The organism is Agrobacterium tumefaciens, from assembly GCF_009649785.1.
Taxonomy (GTDB): Bacteria; Pseudomonadota; Alphaproteobacteria; order Rhizobiales; family Rhizobiaceae; genus Agrobacterium; species Agrobacterium tumefaciens.
In genome coordinates, this window is record NZ_WJOK01000008.1 from 147,001 (window position 1) to 166,650 (window position 19,650).

The window sequence follows — 19,650 nt, forward strand, 5'->3', positions numbered from 1 at the left end:
CCTTGTCGCCTGCTGCCGTCTTCATGTACCAAGGATGCGTCTTGTGGCTTGCGATCGACCGTTTTATCGACGTTTGGAGATTATGAGCTGCTTCAACAGGTTACAGCATCGTCCGCATATCGATTCCGGTATGCGTCGTTGCCGAGGGAAGCGAATGTCGCATTCTAACTGTTCACTATCCTTCGTGGCCTCCGCAACCGAGGAGGCGCAGAGGGCGCTGGAGGAGCTGAAAGGCGCTTACGGCAACACACCCTTCGACGAGGCGGAAGTGATCGTGGCGCTCGGCGGCGATGGCTTCATGCTGCAAATTCTCAACGAAACGATGAATTCCGGCAAGCGGGTCTATGGCATGAACCGGGGATCGGTCGGCTTTCTGATGAACGACTACCGGGTAGACGGCCTGGTCGAGCGTATTGCGGTGGCGACCGGCAATGATTTTCATCCGCTGCGCATGACGACGACGGATTCCGACGGCGATGAATTTACGGCGCTTGCCATGAACGAGGTCAGCCTGTTCCGGCAATCGCATCAGGCCGCCAAGCTTCGTGTCGAGGTGGACGGCAAGACGCGGCTTGAAGAATTGATTTGCGACGGCATGATGGTTGCGACACCGGCGGGGTCAACAGCTTATAACTTCTCAGCCCATGGACCGATCCTGCCGTTGGAATCACCGCTGCTGGCGCTCACACCCGTCAGCGCCTTCCGGCCAAGGCGTTGGCGCGGCGCACTTTTACCCAACAAGGTGACGGTCGATATTCACGTTCTGGAGCGCGACAAGCGTCCGGTGAACGCGGTCGCCGACCATACGGAGGTGAAATCCGTACGGCATGTGCGGATTGCGCAATCGCAGGATAGGACGGCCAGAATTCTCTCGGACCCAGACCGTTCATGGTCAGACCGCGTACTCGCCGAACAATTCAACAATTGACACCAACCACTGATGATGGCCATGCCCCTGAAAAAACCTCTTCTCGCCGCCCTCATTTTCGCCGCCACAGCGCTTCCCGTGCGGGCGCAAACGGAGGCCATCGACAACTTGCCGGTATCGGCGATCTTCGTTGTCAGCAGCGGCATGTGGGAAGAGCATAATCTTGAGCCGGTGAAAGGTCCTGACGGCCAGTTGCGGCCGCCGCCAGCGACACCCTCGCGCGGTTATTACAAGGTGGTTGCAATCCGCCAGGGCGATGGCACCGCTAAAGTCTATCTGCAGCGCATCGCCACTACCGCAAACGGACCGAACCTTCTCGAAAACATCGAGCTGGAAGAGTTCAACCAGATGAAGTCCTACGTCACGGATATTCGCCCCGAAAGCTCAAACGGTGCATCGGCCTCGCCCGGCCTGTTCGTGACCGTCTATCTGAAAACCGATCCGCAGATCAGGGAAGCGGAAAGCTGGACGATCCTGATCGACGAACTCGGCGAGATGAAGATCGAAAAGGCCTCGAACTGAGGGCGAGAGAACGTCGGTTTGAACGGAATCGTTGGAGGTTCTCTACCTCGTGGATTATACGCAGTTTTACTGGAACCTCTCTACGCGTTAAGCTCATGCGGCCCGGCCAGAATCGCACCGAAATGATGTTTCCATAGTCTGGCGCCGAGTTCGCCGCTGCGATCGAGGCTGGAGCCCACCGTCAGCCACGGCAGAAGCGTGGGATGAAGCCCCGCATCGAACAGGGCAAAACCCGCAGCCAGCACGCAGGTATCGGCCTGAATGCCGCAGACCAGCACCCTGTCGAGCTTTAGAGACAGGAGGTGGTCGATAGCCGCCCTTGGCGGAGCGTAGCCGTGCTTTATGAAAATCCAGTCCGCCGCAACCAGCGAGCAGTCGTCCCTGCCCGGCTTCCAGCCGAGTTGCCGCTCGAAAGGTGTGACGCTTTCATTATGGCGCTCGACGCTGGCAACGCTTGGCATGGTGGCGGCCAGCACGGATATGTCCGCCACAAGCGCAGCCGGCGGATTGAAGCTCGGCTGAACGTCGACGATGTAAAGCGCCTGTTTCATGCATCTCCTCCAACGAAAAACCCCTCGCAATGGGTTTGCGAGGGGTGATTTTTTCAAGCGACGCTGTGGCGCGTCAGTCGATATCAGCCACTTCCACGTCTGCGCCGCCGCTGATGCGGTGCGCGAGGGCCGCTTCCATGAACTGGTTCAGATCGCCATCCAGCACGTTGCCGGGTGCGGTGCTTTCCACGCCGGTGCGCAGGTCCTTGATCAACTGGTAGGGTTGCAGAACGTAGGAACGGATCTGGTGGCCCCAGCCGATATCCGTCTTGGATGCGGCCTGAGCGTTTGCCGCATCTTCCCGCTTTTGCAGTTCCACCTCGTAGAGACGGGCGCGCAGCATGTCCCACGCCTTGGCGCGGTTCTTGTGCTGGGAACGCTCCTGCTGGCAGGCCACGGCAATACCGGTCGGTATGTGGGTAATACGCACGGCCGAATCGGTGGTGTTGACGTGCTGGCCGCCTGCACCGGACGAACGATAGGTATCGATGCGGCAATCGCTCTCGTTGATGTCGATCTGGATCGAATCATCGACCACCGGGTAAACCCAGACGGAGGAGAACGATGTGTGGCGACGCGCATTGCTGTCATAGGGCGATATGCGGACGAGGCGGTGTACGCCTGATTCCGTCTTCAGCCAGCCGAAGGCATTGTGGCCCTTGACGAGGATCGTCGCGGACTTGATGCCGGCCTCTTCACCGTCATGAACTTCCAGCACTTCAACCTTGAAGCCTTCGCGGTCAGCCCAGCGGGTATACATGCGCAGCAGCATGTTGGCCCAGTCCTGGCTTTCCGTACCGCCGGCGCCGGAATGAACTTCGAGATAGGTATCGTTGCTATCAGCTTCACCGGAAAGCATGGCTTCCACCTGACGGCGGTTCGCCTCGCTCCTCAGCGCCTTCAGCGCATCTTCGGCGTCCTTGACAATCTCGTCGTCGCCTTCCATCTCGCCTAGTTCTATCAGCTCGACATTGTCCTTGAGCTGCTGCTCAAGCGCCTTCACGCCATTGATGCTGTCATCCAGCTGCTGGCGCTCGCGCATCAATTTCTGCGCTTCGGTGGCATCGTTCCAGAGGGTCGGGTCCTCTGCCTTGTTATTCAACCAGTCCAGTCGTCTTATCGCCTGGTCCCAGTCAAAGATGCCTCCTCAGCAGGCTTATGGCCTGCTTGATTTCGTCGACTACGTTCACAATTTCATTGCGCATTTCGCTGGTTCTTCGCCTTCAATTAAACTGGTAGCTCAAATAAATGCGGGGGGCGCGGATGTAAAGACCCGCGCCCCCCGCCAAACATAAGACTGGTATCAATAAAGACCGCCGCCACCGCCGGTGATGGCCTGCTGGGCCTGTGGCGAGGTCTTCAGAATATCCTCCTGCGACATGCCTTCCGCGCCGATCACCGAGAAGGTATCGGCCGGGCCGGTGCCCGGCTTGAAGGCTTCCATGATCGTATCAGGTTCGCCTTCCGAAGCGGCCATGCCGGTCTTGCGGTTGACGGCGATGAACTTCATGCCTTCAGGCACGATGAACTTGCTCGGTTCAAGGTGCTTGGCCGCATCGGCGATGAACTCGCCGAAGATCGGTGCCGACAGCGAACCACCGGTGCCGCCGCGCCCAAGCGGTGCGGGCGAATCGAAGCCGATATAAAGACCGGCAACCATGTCCGGCGTGTAACCGACGAACCAGGCGTCCTTTTCATCGTTGGTGGTGCCCGTCTTGCCAGCAACCGGCAGATCGACCTTGATCTTGCCCGCCGCCGTGCCGCGCTGCACGACACCTTCAAGCATGGAGGTCGTCTGGTAAGCGGTCATCGGGTCGAGAACCTGCTCGCGGTTATCAACGATGACCGGCTCGTCCTGATTTTGCCAGCTGGTGGCGTTGCAGCCCTCGCAGGCACGCTCCTCATGCCGGAAGATCGTCTTGCCGTAACGGTCCTGGATGCGGTCGATCAGCGTCGGCTTGATCTGCTTGCCGCCATTGGCGATCACAGAATAGGCCGAGACCATGCGCATGATGGTTGTTTCACCCGAACCGAGCGACATTGCCAGAAGCGGCGGCATCTTGTCGTAGATGCCGAAGCGTTCGGCATATTCAGCGACCAGATTCATGCCCATGTCCTGCGCCAGACGCACTGTCATGAGGTTACGGGATTTTTCGATGCCGAGACGCAGGGTCGAAGGACCGGCGGAACCCCCGCCGTAATTCTGCGGCTTCCAGACCTGGCCGCCCGAAACAACCTCGATTGGCGCGTCGAGAATGACCGAGGCCGGGGTATAGCCGTTGTCGAGTGCAGCCGCATAGATGAACGGCTTGAAGGAGGAGCCGGGCTGGCGCATCGCCTGCGTGGCGCGGTTGAATTCCGATTGCGCATAGGAGAAGCCGCCGACCATGGCCAGAACGCGGCCAGTGTGCGGATCCATCACCATCATGCCGCCCTGCACCTTCGGGGGCTGGCGCAGACGATATTCGTTGCCGGAACCGGACAGCGGCTGTGCGTAAACGACGTCACCAACAGCCAGAACGCCAACCGGCGACTTAGCCGTCGGCTTTTTGCCTGTGGCATCGCGATAGGCCCAACGCATGTTTTCAGCGGAGATATGGCCGCGTGTGCGCTTGTCGCCATCCTCGGCATCGGGATCGACCTGCACGCCAATATCGATGCCATCGGCAGCAACGGCGAGGACAACTGCGATCTTCCATTCGGGAACGTCGCGAAGGCCCTTTACCTTGGCGAGCGCCGCAGTCCAGTCACCGGTTGTCTCGATCTTTTCGACGGGTCCACGGAAACCGCGACGCTCGTCATATTGCACCAGACCGTCCTGAAGCGCCTTGCGCGCCTCCATCTGGATCTGCGGATCGAAAGAGGTGCGAACCGAAAGGCCGCCTTCAAGAAGCGCCTGCTCGCCGTATTTCTCGACGATCTGGCGGCGGACTTCCTCGGCGAAATAGTCAGACGCGAAGATATGCGCGCCGCCACGGCGCAGATTGACGCCAAGCGGCTGCTTCTTTGCGTCCTCGGCATCGCCGACCGTGATGTAGCCGTTCTCGGCCATGCGGTCGATCACCCAGTTGCGGCGTTCCAGCGCAGCCTTCTCGCGGCGGATCGGATGGTAGTTGGCCGGGCCCTTCGGCAGCGATGCGAGATAGGCGGTTTCCGCAATCGTCAGTTCCGTGACCGATTTGTTGAAATAGGTGAGTGCCGCACCGGCGATACCGTAGGAATTCAGGCCGAAAAAAATCTCGTTGAGATAAAGCTCGAGGATCTTGTCCTTGGAATAGGTCTGCTCAATGCGGAAGGACAGAAGCGCTTCCTTGAGCTTGCGGTCGAAGGTCTGGTCGTTGGTGAGCAGGAAGTTCTTTGCCACCTGCTGGGTGATTGTGGACGCGCCGACCGGACGACGGCCGGAGCCGATATTCTGGAGGTTGACGAGAACGGCACGGCCGAGACCCCAGATGTCCACACCCGGATGGTTGTAGAAATTCTTGTCTTCCGCCGAAAGGAAAGCTGCCTTCACACGGTCCGGGATAGCCTGGATCGGCAGGAACAGGCGTTTTTCATGGGCGTATTCCGCCATTAGCGCGCCGTTGCCGGCGTGCACTCGGGTCGTCACCGGCGGCTCATAAGTGCTCAGAACTGCGTAATCCGGCAGGTCCTTCGTCACGCCGTGCAAATAAATCGCACCGGCGGCGGCGGCGCACAGGAAGAGCACGCTGGCCAAGCCGAAAAAATATCCAATCAGTCTGATCATACCAAGCTACCGATAATTCGAATCGTAACCATCAACGCCCGATGATACGGGCGCATCCTTGCATATCGCGTGCCGTTTTGCACACCATACCTTCGATGACAAGCCGGAACGACAGCATTCGCTGATATGTTACCGGGCCGACTGCCGCAATTGCGGTTCCAGCCGCAATGGCGGATCACCACAGAATCCGCTTCCGCAATAACGCGGCGAATGTGAGTAAAATAGGGCTTCGCCAACGTAATCGTCCGCAAGGCCCAAGAATTGAACAGCTTTTCGGCAGCAAGGGGCACGGCGACAACGGGGGCGCCGCTCGCCCGCCCGGCCCTTTAGCCGCCGTTCGCCATGGCCTTGGTGCGGTATCGTCCGACCGCAGTTGCAAGCGTATCGGCGACCTTCTTGCGCCATTCCGCATCAAGAAGGAGTTTTTCATCTTCCGGATTGGAGAGAAAGCCGAGTTCCAGCAACACCGATGGCACGTCATGGGCGCGCAGCACCATGAAACCGGCATAACGATGCGGATTGTTGATGAGGCCGACCTGTCCCTCGAAGGACGACACGATATTTTCTGCCAGCGTCACAGAGAAGGCCTGTGTTTCGCGCCGGGTGAAATCGAGAAGGATATCGGCCACCTCAGGCGGCTCGCTGGAGGCTGCCACACCGGCAATCTGGTCGGACTTGTTTTCGCGCTCGGCCAGCTCCTGCGCCCTGCGGTCTGAGGCGCGGTCTGACAATGTATAGACGGTCGCGCCCCGGATGCCCTTCTGCTTCAGTGTATCGGCGTGCAATGAAATAAACAGGTTGGCATTGTTCTGCCGGGCGATCGTCACCCGCTCGGACAAAGCGAGAAACGTGTCGGAATCACGCGTCAGGAACGCCTTGATGCCGGGCTCCCGGTTCATCCGCTCCACAAGTTCCTTGGCAAAGGTCAGCGTGATGACCTTTTCCTCCGTGCCGGTTACGCCGCCGGAAGCGCCGGCATCGATGCCCCCATGGCCGGCATCAACAGCGATGACGAAATCCGTCTGCCGCGATGTCTTGTCGTCAGGTGTGATCGCCGCTGTCGAGACCGGCGCCGGCGCGCGCCATTGCTGCTCTTTCACCAGTTCGGCGAATTTGGCTTTGGTGGTGATCTCCGCATCCAGGACGAAACGGAACGATGTGCCGTCCTCGCTCTTCTTGGTTTCGGCAACCGCCACCTGAACCGGTTTTTTTGCCGTCAGCACGATGCGGGCGCTGTCTTGCCCCATGCTACCGAAGCGAATGTCCGAGAAAAGGCCGGTTGGCGCCAGAGCCGATGCGGGGAACGCAAAATTCACCGCCGGAAAGTCCACGACGATGCGGGCGGGCGAATCGAGATAGTGAATGTCGAATTCCGGCTCCTCGGCAAAATCGAGAACGATGCGCGTACGCGCCTCGTCGCCGATGATGCGTGCCTGATTGGCGATGAGCGGCTCCACGGCGAAGGCCTGTGGAACGCAGGAGACGAATGCGGCGACCGAAAAGACAACCGGCAAGACAAGGGCACCCGCAAGCCGCGCGATTCGCGCGCCAAGCGGCACTGCCCCATCGAATATCGCTGCGCTGCGCGTGAAATTCATGGTCTTCAAGAAATTCCGTATTTCAGTCATTTTTCATAAATGGTGCGGCAAAGTGCCGGGAACGTCGTAATTTCGGCCACGCCGGACGCGTGTTTGTGCGTTTGCGCCCCACAATCGCAGGCGTTGGTGAACCAATTGTTAACCCGGAAATTCCACCAACAATATGGCATATTTAGCCAGCCTATTGCTATTATGACAGAGAAAACATACAACAAGGATGAGGGTTAAAAGTGTTGACGGGATAGATGCCCGCCGGCTGCCAATCGAAAAAGACGCTGGCGCTGCAAAACGGGCAATCATCTGCCGTCGTTACATTTATCCTGAAACTGGATCAATTCCGGCCGTGGTCGGAGACCTACCCGGTGGCAATGCCACCGCTGCTCTGAGGAGAGCAAATTCATCGGACCCCAAGGGGTCTATATATTATTGTCGTTCCGCCTGGCCAATGATGTCGCAGCAGTTTTCATATGAACCGGATACCAGGAGCAGGCCAAGCGCCTCGCCGTCGGTCCGGATGCTGCCAGTTTACAGAGGCCCGGCTGGAGACTTCATTTCCGGCACATCCTTGCACTCATATGAAAGGCTCGTCCGTGTGGCGGGCCTGTTCTCGTATAAAACAAGGCTGCGCCGAGGAGCACAGCTTACATGGCAGACAAAATGCTTATCGACGCCTCCCACGAAGAGGAGACACGCGTAGTCGTTGTCCGTGGGAACCGGATCGAGGAATTCGACTTCGAATCGGAGCACAAGAAACAGATCCGCGGCAATATCTACCTTGCCAAGGTCACGAGGGTTGAGCCCTCCCTTCAGGCGGCGTTCGTCGATTACGGTGGAAATCGCCACGGGTTTCTCGCTTTTGCGGAAATCCACCCTGACTATTACCAGATCCCGCTCGCCGACCGTCAGGCGCTCCTCAAGGCGGAAGCCGAGGATCATCGCCGCAGCGACGACTTTGAATCGGCTGACGCCCCCGAGCCCGGCGCACCGGCTGTCGATCTATCGCAGGCGGACCAGCCGGATGTCGGCATCGTTGCCGTCAGCGAGACGACTGACGCCGTGGTCGTGGACGAAACCGTTGCCGCTGCCGCTGCCGAAGAGGTATCCGAAGACGTGACTGCTGTGGCCGTCGAGGCCGTTGCGGAAGAAGCACCGAAGAAGCGTACCCGCCGCCCCCGCGCCAAGAAGAAGGTCGCGGAAGAAGAAGCCGTTTCCGACACTACTGCTGAGGCCTCTTCCGAAGAAGACGGCAGCACGGGCGGCGAAATGGCTGCCATGGTCGATACAGATACGATTTCCGAGGAAGTCGAGGGTCTTCGCCGTGGCAATGACGATGATGACGACGACGATGATGACGATCATCACGAAAAGGAAGTGATCGAATCCGTCGGCGCCGAAGACGCCATGGAAGAGGTTCCCGATCGCGTTGCCCGCAAGCCGCGCAAGCAGTATCGCATTCAGGAAGTCATCAAGCGCCGCCAGATCCTTCTCGTGCAGGTTGCCAAGGAAGAACGCGGCAATAAGGGTGCCGCACTCACCACCTATCTGTCGCTTGCCGGCCGTTATTCCGTGCTGATGCCGAATACCGCACGCGGCGGTGGCATTTCCCGCAAGATCACCCAGCCGACCGACCGCAAGCGCCTGAAGGAAATCGCGCGCGATCTGGAAGTTCCGCAGGGCATGGGCGTCATTCTGCGTACCGCAGGCGCCAACCGCACCCGCGTCGAGATCAAGCGCGACTTCGAATATCTGATGCGCCTGTGGGAAAACGTCCGCACGCTGACGCTGAACTCCACGGCCCCCTGCCTCGTTTACGAGGAAGGCTCCCTCATCAAGCGTTCGATCCGCGATCTCTACAACAAGGATATCAGCGAGATCATCGTTTCGGGCGAAGAAGGCTACCGTGAAGCAAAAGACTTCATGAAGATGCTGATGCCGAGCCATGCCAAGGTGGTTCAGCCTTACCGCGACATCCACCCGATCTTCTCGCGCTCGGGCATCGAAGCCCAGCTCGACCGCATGCTGCAGCCGCAGGTTACGCTGAAATCGGGCGGTTACCTCATCATCAACCAGACGGAAGCTCTGGTTGCCATCGACGTGAACTCCGGTCGTTCGACCCGCGAGCATTCCATTGAAGAAACGGCGCTGACGACCAATCTGGAAGCGGCGGAAGAAGTGGCTCGCCAGCTGCGTCTTCGCGACCTTGCCGGTCTTGTTGTCATCGACTTCATCGACATGGAAGAAAAGCGCAACAACCGCTCCGTCGAGAAGAAGCTCAAGGACTGCCTGAAAAACGACCGGGCGCGCATCCAGGTCGGCCGTATCTCGCATTTCGGTCTTCTGGAAATGTCGCGCCAGCGCATCCGCGCTTCGGTGCTGGAATCGACCACGCAGGTCTGCCAGCATTGCGGCGGCACGGGTCACGTTCGCTCGGAATCCTCCATCGCGCTGCACGTGCTGCGCGGCGTTGAGGAATATCTGCTGCGCAACACGACCCACAATATCACCGTGCGCTGCACGCCGGAAACGGCTCTCTATCTGCTCAACCACAAGCGCGGCACGATTGTCGATTATGAAGGCCGCTTCGGTGTGGCGATCATCATTGCGGCCGATGCCGGCGTCGGCGCGCAGCATTTCGCCATCGATCGTGGTGAAGCGGTTGAAAATCCGGTGAAGATCGAAAGCCTTATCCAGATGCTCCCGAGCTTCGTGGAAGAGGAAGACGATTTCGTTGTTGAGGTGGAAGAGGACGAAGAAGAGGAAGAAATCGTCAAGGCGCAGGCTAGCGAGCCGCGCCAGCAACAGCAGCAGGGCGACAATGGTGAAGACGGCAAGCGCAAGCGCAAGCGTCGTCGTCGCCGTCGTGGCAAGGGCGGACAGAACGACCAGAACGGTGCAGTTGATGCGCAGGCTGGCGATGACACCGGCGCTGATGATGCGGACGACGAAGATGGCGTCGAAACCGATGAAGCCGCAGACGACGCTGATGAAAACGGTGTGAACGAAGCTGCAAGCTCTGATGAAGAGGGTAAGCGCAAGCGTCGCCGTCGTGGCAAGCGTGGCGGCCGTCGCAACCGTGCTGAAGACGAGGCTCTCGATGCCGCAGGCACTGAGTCCGGCGAAGAAGGCGAAACGGAAGGCGAAAGCGAAGAGGTTTCCGCCGCAGCATCCGTAACCGAAGAGCCTACCGCTGCCGAAGTGGTGGAAGGTGTGGTTGCCGACGTCGTGGAAGCGGAAGCCCCGAAGAAACCGCGCCGCACCCGCAAGGCGAAGGCCAAGAACGAAGACGTACCGCCGGCTGAAGCGGCACCGCAGGCTGAAGTCGCAGCCAAAACCGTTGAAACGGTCGAGCCGGTGATCGTCGAGCCCGCAGTCGTTGTGGAAACCGTCGTCGATGTCGCCCTCGACGAAGTGGGTGAAGCCTCGGCCGATCTGGGTTCGGAAGCGGTAGCACCGGCGACGGAAGAAAAGGTTCGCGCGAACCGGGGCAGCAATGTTTCGAGTTCGGAGCCGGTCGTGACCTCGTCGGGCACGCCCGCCAACCCTGACGGCGACGAGCCGAAGCCGCGCAAGGGCGGCTGGTGGCAGCGCAAAGGCTTCTTTTGATAGAAGACACTGAAACAAAAAACGCCCGCAACCATGTTGCGGGCGTTTTGCCTTGTTGGCGGATGTTAGGTTTATCTCATGCCGTAATCGATCCGGCATCCAGCCACGGCGCGTCTGCGCCGTGAAAGAAATATCTCGCGATCAAGGATTTGACCGCGTTGGCAAAGGACCAAGTCCGGGGTGACGGAAGCCCGATATGCCAATCGTCAAACAGACCGTGTCAGACCACCATCGACGCGGATGTTCTGGCCAGTGATGTAACCCGCACCTTCCGAGGCGAGGAAGGCAACGGTTGCGGCTATCTCCTCGCTCGTTCCGTAACGCTGCATCGGCACACCCTGGCGGCGCTCTTCCGTGGCTGGCAGGCTATCGATCCAACCGGGCAGAACATTGTTCATGCGCACATTGTCGGCCGCATAGGTATCGGAAAAAATCTTGGTGTAGGAAGCAAGGCCGGCGCGGAACACTGCAGAAGTCGGGAACATGCTGCTCGGCTCGAAAGCCCAGGCAGTCGAGATGTTGATGATCGACCCGGCTTTCTGTTTCACCATGAATGGAGCCACAATCCGTGTCGGGCGGATGACGTTCATCAGGTAGACATCGAGACCCGTGTGCCATTGCTCATCGGTGATATCGAGGATGGAGGCGCGCGGGCCATGGCCTGCACTGTTCACGAGAACGTCGATACGGCCGAATTTTTCGAGCGTCAGCTCCACCAGTCGATTGAGATCGTCGTTGGACTGGTTGGAGCCGGTGACGCCGATGCCGCCCAGTTCCTTCGCCAGCGCCTCTCCCTTGCCGGAGGACGACAGGATCGCGAGCTTGTAACCATCAGCGCTTAGACGTTTCGCCACGGCCGCGCCCATGCCGCTGCCGCCTGCCGTCACAATCGCCACTTTTTCTGCCGACATCGTTCTTCTCTCCATGTCCAATCGGGCGGACCGCCGCGTGGCAGCCCTTCTCCATCCATAACCCGCTCCTTCTATAGCGGGTTTTGGCAGCGAGTTCGAACCAGAAAGCCTTGGACCGGCTTGAAGAAAAACTGATCTGAAGGCCCGTCAACGCCGCACTTGATCATCCGCCGCATGGGCCTGTCTGCTGTCGATCGGGGCCTCCTCCCTCTCCTTCAAACCATAGTCCCGCATCACGGTGGCGATACGCAGGCGATAATTGCAAAAGACGCCGGACCGTCCCAGCGACTGTGCTGCGCGATGCGACGCGGTGTTGCGCCATGCCTTCACCGCCTCCTCATCCCTGAAGAATGACAGCGAAAGCATCTTGTCGGGATTGCCGATGCTCTGAAAGCGTTCGACGGACAGGAAGCCGTCGATGGTTTCGAGCTCGGCGCGCAGGCTGGCGGCAATATCGAGATAATGCTGTTTTTCGCCCTCAGCCGGCCATACCTCGAATATGACGGCGATCATCGTTCGCCTCCGCCGTGCGGCGCAGATGCCAGCCTCAGGAACAGCCGGTCCTCACGGCGGATGAATTGCTCGCGCCGGGCGAATTCATAATTTTCCCGCCCTGCCGGGTCGGCGGCAAGTCGCGCCCGGTAGGCTTCGTACGCGGCAAGGTTTTCGATGTTATAGACGCCGTAGGCAATAGTGCTCGATCCCTCTTTCGGCGCGTAATAGCCGATCAGATCGGCGCCGCAGCGCGGTATCGCCTCACCCCAGTTGCGGGCATATTGATCGAAAGAATCGGCCTTGAAGGGGTCGATCTCGTAACGGATGAAACAGGTCAGCATCGGCAGTCTCCTCGTGTTCTGCCTTCCCTGTCTACGCCATTGCCTCACATCAATGCTTCGGCTATCATCGAACTATGAAAGACGGACCCTTGATCGCAAATGTCGCCGCCCTGATCGGCGACCCCGCACGCGCCAACATATTGACGGCGCTGATGGACGGACGCGCGCTGACGGCAAGCGAGCTTGCCGAAGCCGCCGGCGTGACACTGCAGACCGCTAGCGGGCATCTGTCAAAACTCTCCGACGCCCAATTGCTCAAAGCGGAAAAACAGGGGCGGCATCGCTATTTCCGGCTTTCCGACGCGGATGTGGCGCAGGTTCTTGAAGCGCTGATGGGACTTGCGCAGCGCACCGGGGCCGTGCGCGTGCGTACCGGACCAAAGGACACCGCGCTTCGCGAGGCGCGCATCTGTTACGATCATCTGGCCGGAGAAAGTGGCGTGGCACTGCTTTCGACTATCACCGCAAAAGGTCTCGTCACGTCAGGCGACGATCCCGCACTTACGGATAGCGGGCGGGATTTCTTCTCAAGCTTCGGCATTGATCTTTCGCCGCTGGAAAAGGCAAGGCGCCCGGTTTGCCTGCATTGCCTGGACTGGAGCGAACGTCGTCACCACCTCGGGGGCGGGCTCGGCGCATCGCTTCTGAAAGCCATGCAGCAGCGCGACTGGCTGCGGCAAGGAAACGGGCGTGTGCTGACCTTCACCACAAAGGGTGAAAAGGCCTTTGCCAGCACCTTCGGTTGCTCGCCCGCCTGATCCCCGCCAAAGGGGAGAAAAACCCAAGGGCTTATTTCAGCCAACCAGCAATGCGCCCAACGGCCTCGGCAATATCCGACACCGAACCCGCATAGGAAATGCGCAGCGCCCTGTGGCCCTCCTCTGGATCGAAATCCATGCCGGGCGTCGCCGCAACGTCGATTTCCGCCAGCATGCGTTTGGCGAAATCCATGCTGTCATTAGAGAAGCGGCTGGTATCGACATAGGCGTAAAATGCGCCATCCATGGGAGACGCCAGCGGCAGGCCTATTTCCGGAAGGCGCGTCATCAGGAAATCGCGGTTCGTGCGGTAGCTTTCCCGGTAGACGTCGAGTTCCTCCGCCGCCGAAAAGGCTGCGGTTGCCGCCAGCTGGGATAGTTCCGGCGGTGAAATATACAGGCTCTGAGCAAGACATTCGACCGGACGGACGAGTTTTTCCGGCAGGACCATCCAGCCGATGCGCCAGCCGGTCATGCAATAATATTTCGAGAAGGAATTGATGACGACGGCATTGTCGGTGAGTTCGAGCGCGCTCGTTTCCTCGCCGACGAAAGTCAGGCCGTGGTATATCTCGTCGGAAATGAAGGCGATATCCCGGCTTTCACAATAGTTTGCCAGCCGTTTCAGCGCTTCGCGACCGGTGACCGTGCCGGTTGGGTTGGCCGGGCTTGCCAGGAGCACGCCCTTCAACTTGCAGCCCGCCCTGGTTTCAGCCCGCTCGAGGCTGGCAGGCGTCAGAGTATAGCCGGTTTCCGCTGTTACCGGCACTTCCACGACATTGAGGCCAAGAGCTTTCAAGATATTGCGATAGGCGGGATAACCGGGCCTTGCGATCGCGACATGATCACCGGCATCGAAAAGGCTGAGGAAGGCGAGGTTGAAAGCGGCAGAAGACCCGGTGGTGACGGCAATGCGCGCCGGATCGACGATAACCTGGTGGCGCAGCCGGTAGTGGCCGGCAATCGCTTCGCGCAGTTCACGCAGGCCCAGCGCATCGGTATAGCCGATCCGCCCATGCTTCAGCGCCTCCTGCGCGGCCGCCAGAGAGGCTTTCGGTGCGGGATGGGAAGGCTGCCCGACAGCCATGGAAATGACGGGGCGTCCCGCCTGCCGTCGCCGGTTCGCCTCCGCCAGAATATCCATGGCGTGAAAGGGTTCGACTGCGCTCCGCTTCGACATCGTTATCAAGGGCATGCTCTTTCCTGAACCGTATTTCAGAGACTTGCCCCAGAATCACACGCTTCACAATCGTGCGACCATAATGCGGACAACTATTTTTGGCGTATGGCATTTGGCTTAAAGTAAGGTAATTGCATCATAACATTCATGAGGCATTGGCCGCACAGTATGAGGACCGATATGGCGCATCTTCTCCGTTCAACCCTTCTCGCCAGCGTAACGGCCCTTTCCATGGCTTTCGCTTCTCTGCCCGCCCATGCCCTCGATGACAAGCAGAAGAAGGAATTGGGTGAGTTCATCAAGCAATATCTGATCGAGAACCCCGAGATCATGCTTGAAGTTCAGGACGCGCTTGAACGCAAGCAATATGCGACCCGCAACGCCAAGGCGGCGGAAGCCGTGGCCGACAACCAGAAGACCATCTTCGAATCGAAATACGATCTGGCGCTCGGCAATCCGGACGGCGACGTCACGCTGGTCGAGTTCTTCGATTACAATTGCGGTTATTGCAAACGCGCCATGGGCGACATGGACAATATTCTGAAGACGGACAAGAAAGTACGCGTCGTGCTCAAGGAATTCCCGATCCTCGGGCCGGAATCGGTCGCAGCGCATCGGGTCTCCAACGCCGTCAAGCTGCTTGCACCTGCCAAATATCCCGAATTCCAGCGCGCCTTGCTGGGCGGCCGCGGACGGGCGAATGAAGACAGCGCCATGGAAGTCGCGACGTCGCTCGGTCTCAAGGAGGCCGATATCCGCAAATCGATGGCAGAAAACCCCAACGACGCGCAGGTGCAGGAAACCTACAAGCTCGCCAACAGCCTCGGCATAACAGGAACACCGTCCTATATCGTCGGCAACGAGGCCGTTTTCGGCGCTGTTGGTGCGGACCCGTTGAAGGAAAAAATCGCCAATATGCGCAGCTGCGGAAAAGCCACCTGCTCCTGATTCCGCAAAAAGCCGCTGCATTCCCTGTGGATGCCGGGCCTGCCGGCTGTTTACGGCTTTCGGGGGCTTTTCCTTGAAGGCTGCGCAGTCTATAGGTGTCGCTGATTTTCTTATGGAAACACGAATGGGCAACATCATCATCGTCATCAACGGCCCCAATCTCAACATGCTGGGAAAAAGGGAACCGGGTATCTATGGTGGCAAGACGCTGAAAGACATCGAGAATGATTGTCTCGCTGCTGGTGCAGATCTCGGGTTCGCTGTGGAATTCCGCCAGTCCAACCACGAAGGCGTGCTCGTGGACTGGTTGCATGAGGCGGGAGAGAGAGCGGCAGGTGTCGTCATCAATCCCGGCGCCTACAGCCACACCTCGATCGCGCTGCATGACGCCATTCGTGCGATTTCCACGCCCGTCGTGGAAGTGCATATTTCCAACATCCACGCGCGGGAAGAGTTCCGTCACAAATCGATGGTATCGCCCGCCGCGAAGGGCATGGTCTGCGGTTTCGGACCATATGGCTACATCATGGCGCTTCACGCGCTGAAGAACATCACGGCATAAAAAGAAACAAAGAATAGGGTTTGTCATGTCTGAAAAGAAACAGGGTATCGACAAGGAACTGATCCGCGAGCTCGCGAATATCCTCAACGATACCGACCTTTCGGAAATCGAAGTGGAGCAGGAAGACCTGCGCATCCGCGTTTCCCGCGCCGCTCCGCCCACCACGGTATATGCCGCAGCGCCCACCGGTTACGCAGCACCGGCACCAGCCCCTGCAGCGGCGGCAGTTGCCGCTCCGGCAGCACCTGCGGTCGCCGCAGCACCTGCCCGCAACCCGGCCAATACCGTTACCTCGCCAATGGTCGGCACGGTTTACCTGTCGCCTGCTCCGGGCGCACGTCCGTTCGTCGAAGTGGGCGCGACCGTCAAGGAAGGCCAGACCATCCTCATCGTCGAAGCCATGAAGACCATGAACCAGATCCCGGCTCCGAAGTCCGGCAAGGTCGTGGAAATCGTCGTCAACGACTCACAGCCCGTGGAGTATGGTGAAGCTCTCGTGGTCATCGAATAAAGGCGGTTCAGCATGGTTTCGAAGATCCTCATAGCCAACCGCGGCGAGATTGCGCTGCGCGTCCTGCGCGCTGCCAAGGAGCTTGGCATTCCGACAGTCGCCGTGCATTCCACCGCAGACGCGGACGCCATGCATGTGCGCCTTGCCGACGAAAGTGTGTGCATCGGCCCGCCGCCTTCGCGTGACAGCTACCTCAACATCCACCAGATCGTTGCGGCCTGCGAAATCACCGGTGCGGACGCCGTTCACCCCGGTTACGGCTTCCTGTCGGAAAACGCCAAGTTCGCCGATATCCTCGACGCGCACGGCATTACCTTCATCGGACCGACCGCAGAGCATATCCGCCTCATGGGCGACAAGATCACCGCCAAGCAGACGGCGCAGGAACTCGGTATTCCCGTGGTTCCCGGCTCCGACGGCGAAGTGAAGCCCGAGAATGCGCTCGAAATCGCCCGGACGATCGGCTTCCCGGTCCTGATCAAGGCGACGGCAGGCGGCGGCGGTCGCGGCATGAAGGTGGCGAAGACGGAAGCGGATCTCGACGAGGCGGTCTCGACGGCCCGCTCCGAAGCGGCAGCTGCCTTCGGCAACGACGCCGTTTATATGGAAAAATACCTCGGCAAGCCGCGCCATATCGAAGTGCAGGTTTTCGGCGACGGCGAAGGCAACGCCATTCATCTTGGCGAACGCGACTGCTCGCTGCAGCGCCGTCACCAGAAGGTGCTGGAAGAGGCGAACTCCCCGGCCCTCACCGTTGAACAGCGCATGAAGATCGGCGAAATTTGTGCAAGCGCCATGCGCAAGCTGAAATATCGCGGTGCCGGCACCATCGAGTTCCTTTACGAAAACGGCGAGTTCTATTTCATTGAAATGAACACGCGTCTTCAGGTGGAACATCCAGTCACGGAAGCGATCACCGGCATGGACCTCGTGCAGGAACAGATCAGGGTTGCTTCGGGACAGGGCCTGTCGGTCACGCAGGCGGATATCGAATTCCATGGCCATGCCATCGAATGCCGTATCAATGCCGAGGACCCGCGCACATTCGTTCCCTCCCCCGGCACGTTGACCTATTTCCATACGCCGGGCGGCCTTGGCGTGCGCGTCGATTCGGGTGCCTATCAGGGCTACAAGATCCCGCCTTATTACGACAGCATGATCGGCAAGCTTATCGTTCACGGTCGCGACCGTGACGAATGCATCCGCCGTCTACGCCGGGCACTGGACGAGTTCGTCGTCGACGGCATCAAGACCACGCTCCCGCTTTTCCAGGATCTTCTTCAGAACGAAGATATCCTCAGCGGCAATTACGACATTCACTGGCTGGAAAAATACCTGGCCGGTGATGCGTCTCACTAAGAGATATGGTTGGGCGGCGCAGCAAAAATAACGGCATAACCGTCGATATATTGCTGCGCGCCTATTCCGCCGGCCTGTTCCCGATGGCCGATTCGGCTGATGATCCCGAGCTTTTCTGGGTCGAGCCGGAAATACGCGGAATCATTCCGCTCAACGATTTCCACATTTCCAAAAGCCTCGCCAAGGCGATGCGCAAGAAGCCGTTCGAGATACGCTTCAATACCGCTTTCGAAGCGGTGATGGCAGGATGTGCGGCTGAAGCGCCGGACAGGCCGAGCACCTGGATCAACGCCACAATTCGCAAACTCTACACCGAACTGCACCAGATCGGCCATGCCCATAGTGTCGAGGCGTGGGATGGCAAGGAACTTGTCGGCGGACTTTACGGCGTATCGCTTGGGGCCGCATTCTTCGGCGAGAGCATGTTTTCCCGCCGCACCAACGCCTCGAAAATTTGCCTCGTGCATCTGGTGGAGCGGCTGAGAGCAAGCGGTTTCGTGTTGCTCGACACTCAATTCACCACCGAGCATCTGAAGACATTCGGCGCGATCGACGTGCCGAAGCAGCAATACGCGAAAATGCTCGATCAGGCCGTCAACCAGCCAGACCTGCAATTCTAAAAATCATAACGTAACGTTATTTGCTTGCCGTTGAGGGAGCGGGAACTTCGGAGTCCTGCTTGCAGCCCGTCAGCCATACGTCGTAGATCGGGTGCTCGACGGCATTGAGGCCGGGGCTGTCGGCGAACATCCAGCCAGTGAAAATCCGCTTTATCTTGCGGTCGAGAGTGATTTCATCCACCTCGATGAAAGCATCGATCTTCTGGGCTTCCGTCTGGTCGCGCGAGTAACAGACCTTAGGCGTCACCTGGAGCGCGCCGAACTGAACCGTTTCGTCGATATAGACATCGAAAGACGTAATGCGGCCGGTGATCTTGTCGATGCCGGAAAACACTGCCACGCGGTTTTCAAGACGGGCGGCGGAGACGGGCGATACGAGGATGACAGCAGAGACCGCTGCAAACAGCGAGACTGTCAGCGCACGCAAAGAACGATCCCGCGTGAATATCCTCATACGATATGTCTCCAAAAAATTGCCTGTGTCGGGACGACTACCGGATCAACGCGTAAGGGCGGAATGTGGCAAAAACCGGTGAGGTCGGGTGCCAAGCGCGGCGTTTTGCACAACACCGCGCATCGCAATGCTCATTTTGCTCTGCTCAGTTGCCGGGGGTCCAGGCGTCGTAGTCGCCGGTTACGCGTGGACGCTCGCCTGCGACCGCCAGCGATCCCTGTGGGCGATAGGCCTTGGATGTGCCGGTAAGGTTGGCCTGATGCGCCTTCTGCCATTCCCGCGGAACATATGTTTCCTGGCTCGGCGGCACGTCGGTGCGGTAGTGCATCCAGCCATGCCAGCCGGGCGGAATGGCCGAAGCTTCGGCATAACCGTTATAGATCACCCAACGGCGCGGCATACCCCAGGAGGTGGTGCCGCCTTCGTAATAGGTGTTGCCCAACTCGTCCTGTCCGACCTTCTTGCCGAAACGCCAGGTGTGAAACCGCGTTCCGATCGTCTGGCCATTCCACCAGGTGAAGATTTGCGTCAGGAGAGTCTTCATTATGCGTTCCTCGGGCT

General features: G+C 59.1%; 19 protein-coding genes. 9 read left to right on the forward strand and 10 right to left on the reverse strand.

Going from position 1 to position 19,650, the window contains the following annotated elements; all coding sequences use genetic code 11:
• Nucleotides 1-154 precede the first annotated feature (154 nt).
• Together GH784_RS10855 and GH784_RS10860 are read left to right on the forward strand one after the other, a co-directional pair.
• The gene (locus tag GH784_RS10855; RefSeq protein ID WP_003512774.1) at nt 155-928 is read left to right on the forward strand and encodes an NAD kinase; all 774 of its coding nucleotides are present in this window, start codon (nt 155-157) and stop codon (nt 926-928) included.
• A gap of 21 nt (nt 929-949) precedes the next feature.
• Complete coding sequence (locus GH784_RS10860; RefSeq protein ID WP_065704965.1) at nt 950-1,450, forward strand: hypothetical protein; 501 nt, start codon at nt 950-952, stop codon at nt 1,448-1,450.
• 80 nt (nt 1,451-1,530) lie between these two features.
• On the opposite strand, the gene GH784_RS10865 is transcribed toward GH784_RS10860, so the two are convergent.
• The 4 genes from GH784_RS10865 to GH784_RS10880 all read right to left on the reverse strand — a co-directional run bounded on the left by GH784_RS10865 (nt 1,531) and on the right by GH784_RS10880 (nt 7,347).
• Nucleotides 1,531-2,001, reverse strand: a complete 471-nt coding sequence (locus GH784_RS10865) for a cysteine hydrolase family protein (RefSeq protein ID WP_065704656.1) — start codon at nt 1,999-2,001, stop codon at nt 1,531-1,533.
• Nucleotides 2,002-2,074: 73 nt separating this feature from the next.
• Nucleotides 2,075-3,206 (reverse strand): peptide chain release factor 2 gene (prfB, locus tag GH784_RS10870; protein WP_097102382.1). Its coding sequence is split into 2 segments (ribosomal slippage): nt 2,075-3,136 and nt 3,138-3,206, totalling 1,131 coding nucleotides; the frame shifts between segments, so codons are not numbered across the junction.
• 98 nt (nt 3,207-3,304) lie between these two features.
• A complete protein-coding gene (locus GH784_RS10875) occupies nt 3,305-5,749 on the reverse strand; it encodes a penicillin-binding protein 1A (RefSeq protein ID WP_003512768.1) in 2,445 nt (814 codons plus the stop codon).
• A 326-nt stretch (nt 5,750-6,075) separates the two neighbouring features.
• Entirely contained in the window at nt 6,076-7,347 is a 1,272-nt protein-coding gene (locus GH784_RS10880; RefSeq protein ID WP_065704658.1) for an N-acetylmuramoyl-L-alanine amidase, read from the reverse strand.
• Between the two features lie 645 nt (nt 7,348-7,992).
• Here GH784_RS10880 and GH784_RS10890 point away from each other — a divergent pair.
• A complete protein-coding gene (locus tag GH784_RS10890) occupies nt 7,993-10,950 on the forward strand; it encodes an Rne/Rng family ribonuclease (protein WP_065704662.1) in 2,958 nt (985 codons plus the stop codon).
• 206 nt (nt 10,951-11,156) lie between these two features.
• Here GH784_RS10890 and GH784_RS10895 read toward each other — a convergent pair whose 3' ends face one another.
• The 3 genes from GH784_RS10895 to GH784_RS10905 all read right to left on the reverse strand — a co-directional run bounded on the left by GH784_RS10895 (nt 11,157) and on the right by GH784_RS10905 (nt 12,697).
• Complete coding sequence (locus GH784_RS10895; protein WP_065704664.1) at nt 11,157-11,861, reverse strand: SDR family oxidoreductase; 705 nt, start codon at nt 11,859-11,861, stop codon at nt 11,157-11,159.
• A gap of 147 nt (nt 11,862-12,008) precedes the next feature.
• A complete protein-coding gene (locus GH784_RS10900; RefSeq protein WP_065704666.1) occupies nt 12,009-12,374 on the reverse strand; it encodes an antibiotic biosynthesis monooxygenase family protein in 366 nt (121 codons plus the stop codon).
• Nucleotides 12,371-12,697 carry an NIPSNAP family protein gene (locus GH784_RS10905; protein WP_065704670.1) on the reverse strand — a complete coding sequence of 109 codons (327 nt, stop codon included), beginning with the start codon at nt 12,695-12,697 and terminating at the stop codon, nt 12,371-12,373. The genes GH784_RS10900 and GH784_RS10905 overlap by 4 nt, the downstream gene beginning before the upstream one ends.
• A gap of 74 nt (nt 12,698-12,771) precedes the next feature.
• Between GH784_RS10905 and GH784_RS10910 the strand changes: the two genes are divergently transcribed.
• Nucleotides 12,772-13,455, forward strand: a complete 684-nt coding sequence (locus GH784_RS10910) for an ArsR/SmtB family transcription factor (RefSeq protein ID WP_038490782.1) — start codon at nt 12,772-12,774, stop codon at nt 13,453-13,455.
• Nucleotides 13,456-13,486: 31 nt separating this feature from the next.
• On the opposite strand, the gene GH784_RS10915 is transcribed toward GH784_RS10910, so the two are convergent.
• On the reverse strand, nt 13,487-14,644 hold the full coding sequence (locus GH784_RS10915; protein ID WP_041694532.1) for a pyridoxal phosphate-dependent aminotransferase: 1,158 nt from the start codon (nt 14,642-14,644) through the stop codon (nt 13,487-13,489).
• 171 nt (nt 14,645-14,815) lie between these two features.
• Between GH784_RS10915 and GH784_RS10920 the strand changes: the two genes are divergently transcribed.
• From GH784_RS10920 to aat, 5 genes are all read left to right on the forward strand, one after another.
• Nucleotides 14,816-15,583 carry a DsbA family protein gene (locus GH784_RS10920; RefSeq protein ID WP_038490779.1) on the forward strand — a complete coding sequence of 256 codons (768 nt, stop codon included), beginning with the start codon at nt 14,816-14,818 and terminating at the stop codon, nt 15,581-15,583.
• Between the two features lie 124 nt (nt 15,584-15,707).
• On the forward strand, nt 15,708-16,145 hold the full coding sequence (gene aroQ / locus GH784_RS10925; RefSeq protein ID WP_019565501.1) for a type II 3-dehydroquinate dehydratase: 438 nt from the start codon (nt 15,708-15,710) through the stop codon (nt 16,143-16,145).
• A 25-nt stretch (nt 16,146-16,170) separates the two neighbouring features.
• Entirely contained in the window at nt 16,171-16,656 is a 486-nt protein-coding gene (gene accB, locus GH784_RS10930; RefSeq protein ID WP_003512759.1) for an acetyl-CoA carboxylase biotin carboxyl carrier protein, read from the forward strand.
• Between the two features lie 12 nt (nt 16,657-16,668).
• Nucleotides 16,669-18,015 (forward strand): acetyl-CoA carboxylase biotin carboxylase subunit, encoded by a 1,347-nt coding sequence (gene accC / locus GH784_RS10935; protein WP_013635980.1) that lies wholly within the window; start codon nt 16,669-16,671, stop codon nt 18,013-18,015.
• A 5-nt stretch (nt 18,016-18,020) separates the two neighbouring features.
• On the forward strand, nt 18,021-18,635 hold the full coding sequence (aat, locus tag GH784_RS10940; protein ID WP_003512757.1) for a leucyl/phenylalanyl-tRNA--protein transferase: 615 nt from the start codon (nt 18,021-18,023) through the stop codon (nt 18,633-18,635).
• A 16-nt stretch (nt 18,636-18,651) separates the two neighbouring features.
• On the opposite strand, the gene GH784_RS10945 is transcribed toward aat, so the two are convergent.
• Together GH784_RS10945 and GH784_RS10950 are read right to left on the reverse strand one after the other, a co-directional pair.
• A complete protein-coding gene (locus tag GH784_RS10945; protein WP_013635979.1) occupies nt 18,652-19,089 on the reverse strand; it encodes a DUF2155 domain-containing protein in 438 nt (145 codons plus the stop codon).
• Nucleotides 19,090-19,234: 145 nt separating this feature from the next.
• On the reverse strand, nt 19,235-19,633 hold the full coding sequence (locus GH784_RS10950) for an NADH:ubiquinone oxidoreductase subunit NDUFA12 (protein ID WP_013635978.1): 399 nt from the start codon (nt 19,631-19,633) through the stop codon (nt 19,235-19,237).
• Between the last annotated feature and the right edge of the window lie 17 nt (nt 19,634-19,650).